Source organism: Luteibacter sp. P4_E6 (assembly GCF_056401535.1).
Genome location: NZ_JBFUJE010000593.1, coordinates 1 through 2269, shown reverse-complemented (window position 1 = coordinate 2269; position 2269 = coordinate 1). Strand labels below are relative to the sequence as shown.

The following is a 2269-nucleotide window of genomic DNA, read 5'->3' as shown; positions in this document are numbered from 1 at the left end:
CGCCTGACGCGACACCGCCGCGCCTGGCCGACCCCGCAACCCTCCGTTGGGCGATGCAACTTCCGCTTTCGGAGAAGGTGGTTTTTCGCGGTGTGGTCAACTTCGACCAGGCGGGCGTGGCGCCCGTGAGCATGATGTATCCGGCGCCGAACGCCGTAGGGTTGCTTGCCGGCGTGCTTACGCATGCCCTTATCTCGAAGGGCAGCCGCGAGTCGCAGAAGACCCGTATCGAGACGGAGGCCAATAAGGTACTTGAGCCATACGAGCCCGTGCTCGGCACGTTCCTCTACACTGAATTGGCCGGGCGCAGCAAGGCGTGGACACTATCCGGCACACAGATGCCCGTACTCCCGCGTGGAGCTGGGCACCCTGATACGTGGGTCGTGGTCGTGACTCCCGTGTTCTCGCTGACGCAGGACCAGACAACCCTGGTGCTCGACAACACAGTGGCCTTGTTTGCACCAGGCGAATCGAAGCGCAGCAGCTACGTAAACACGATACGCGTCATCTCGGATGCAGAGGCGGACCCCAACCCGGTCGCGCACTGGACAGCCAACGGCGGCGAGCTGCTGAAAGAACAGGGCGGCCAGTTGCTCGGACAATCGCTGGACATCGCCTTCGCCGACGCAGCCAGCTCGTCGACGACCACGCCGTTCCGCACGATCCGCTACATGGAGGGCAACACCGAACGCATGGAACGCGGCCAGCCGATCACGGAGCAATGTGACCGCGTCCTCCTTCGTTCACTTCGCGGAGCGCTGATGTCGGTGCCGGTGAAGGCGAGCTGCGATGACACGCGTCGGGATGTGCTGCCAGTGGCAGCGCAGGGGAGTGGGTGAAAAAGGGCAGGCCTGTCCGATGAAACGACAAGGCCTGCCCGCTCAATACGACACCTTGCTTAAACGGGTACGCAGCGCCAGGTAGCCTTGCCGTTGATCACGCCGACGAACTGAGCCACTTGCCCATCGGGACACACCGGCGCGTTGCTGGGGGCGTGGCCAAGGTTCCCGCGATTGCCTATACCGCCAGCGTTCGCAGAGGCGGCTGCCGCGATCAGAACAAGGCCAACGAATAGCATCTTCATATCGACGTTCTCCCTCCTGGTGAGAGATCCACATCTAACACACGCGGATATCCTCGCCGGCTGTCCCTTGCGCCCCTTGCCGTTATTGCGCCTGGATTTCCCCAGCGTCCGCATGTGTTGAGCGGTAGGCTTCCGCGATTTTCGGGATGAAGTTCTGGGGGTTCGACCCGACGAGGTTGGTCAGCACGACGATGGCCAAGCGCTCATCGGGATACACGATGAAGGCGGCACGGGCGCCACCCATGCCGGCGACTTCTCGCACGGGCGTTGTTTTCAGCACGTGCCAGCCCGCGGCCCAGTCACCATCGGCGCCGCTGTTCAACTTCTCGGGTGTCCACATGGCCCGCATGCCGGCTTTACTGATCAACTCACCCTTGGACATCGATGCCAGCCAGTGTGCGACGTCATCCGCGGTGGTCATGATTCCACCTCCCGACCAGAGCCCGGGAGACATGTCGTAGAACCAATGCGACAGACGTTGGCTGGCACCGGGCGCATCCGTCTTACGGGGAAAATAGCTGTACATGGTGGCCGCGTTGGGGAGCAGATCGTAGCTGTCGCCGAACGTCGCCCGCGCCATGTGTGCAGGAGTGAACTGGCGCGTCGCCATGTATTGCTCGTAGGGCATTTTTGACTGCTTTGCGATGATCTGAGCCAGCAGTACATAGTTGGTCTGGTTGTAAGTGAAACGTTCTCCGGGGGCTGCGGCCATCGGGAGCCGTTGCACCGCCTGCCAGGCGTCGGCTTCGGAGCCTCCGCCGAGCAAGCCTTGCTCATCGAGGATATCCGGCAGCCCCGACGTGTGCGCCAGGAGTTGGCGCACACGGATGGGGCGCCATGCTTCAGGCAAGCCGTCGAGGTAGCGCGAGATCGGGGCATTCAGATCCACCAGGCCTGCCTCGGCCAGCTGCATCATGGCTACGCCGGTAAACGATTTCGTCGCCGAGTTGAGTGGAAATAGAGTGGTCTTAGTGGCGGGAACACGATTCTCGACGTTTGCCCAGCCATAACTCTCAGACAGCACAACGCGATCGCCTTTGATCACGGCGATCTGCATGCCGGGGATGCGCTCCTTCGCCATTGTTTCCTTCACCCGTTGCCTGGTCAGGTCGTTCGCCTGGTCCAGCGAGGTTGCCGTTGCCTGAAAAGCACAAAGGAGCAGGAGGGCGGCAGCGGCAAACGTGG

Annotated in this window: 2 protein-coding genes; one reads left to right on the top strand and one right to left on the bottom strand. The window is 62.2% G+C overall.

Annotated elements, in window-relative coordinates; all coding sequences use genetic code 11:
- The coding region (locus tag AC1DT2_RS21210; protein WP_477298543.1) for a hypothetical protein at window positions 1-839 on the top strand (839 nt) is incomplete at its 5' end.
- A gap of 327 nt (window positions 840-1166) precedes the next feature.
- Here AC1DT2_RS21210 and AC1DT2_RS21205 read toward each other — a convergent pair.
- Window positions 1167-2246 (bottom strand): serine hydrolase domain-containing protein, encoded by a 1080-nt coding sequence (locus AC1DT2_RS21205; RefSeq protein WP_477298544.1) that lies wholly within the window; start codon window positions 2244-2246, stop codon window positions 1167-1169.
- Window positions 2247-2269: the final 23 nt, after the last annotated feature.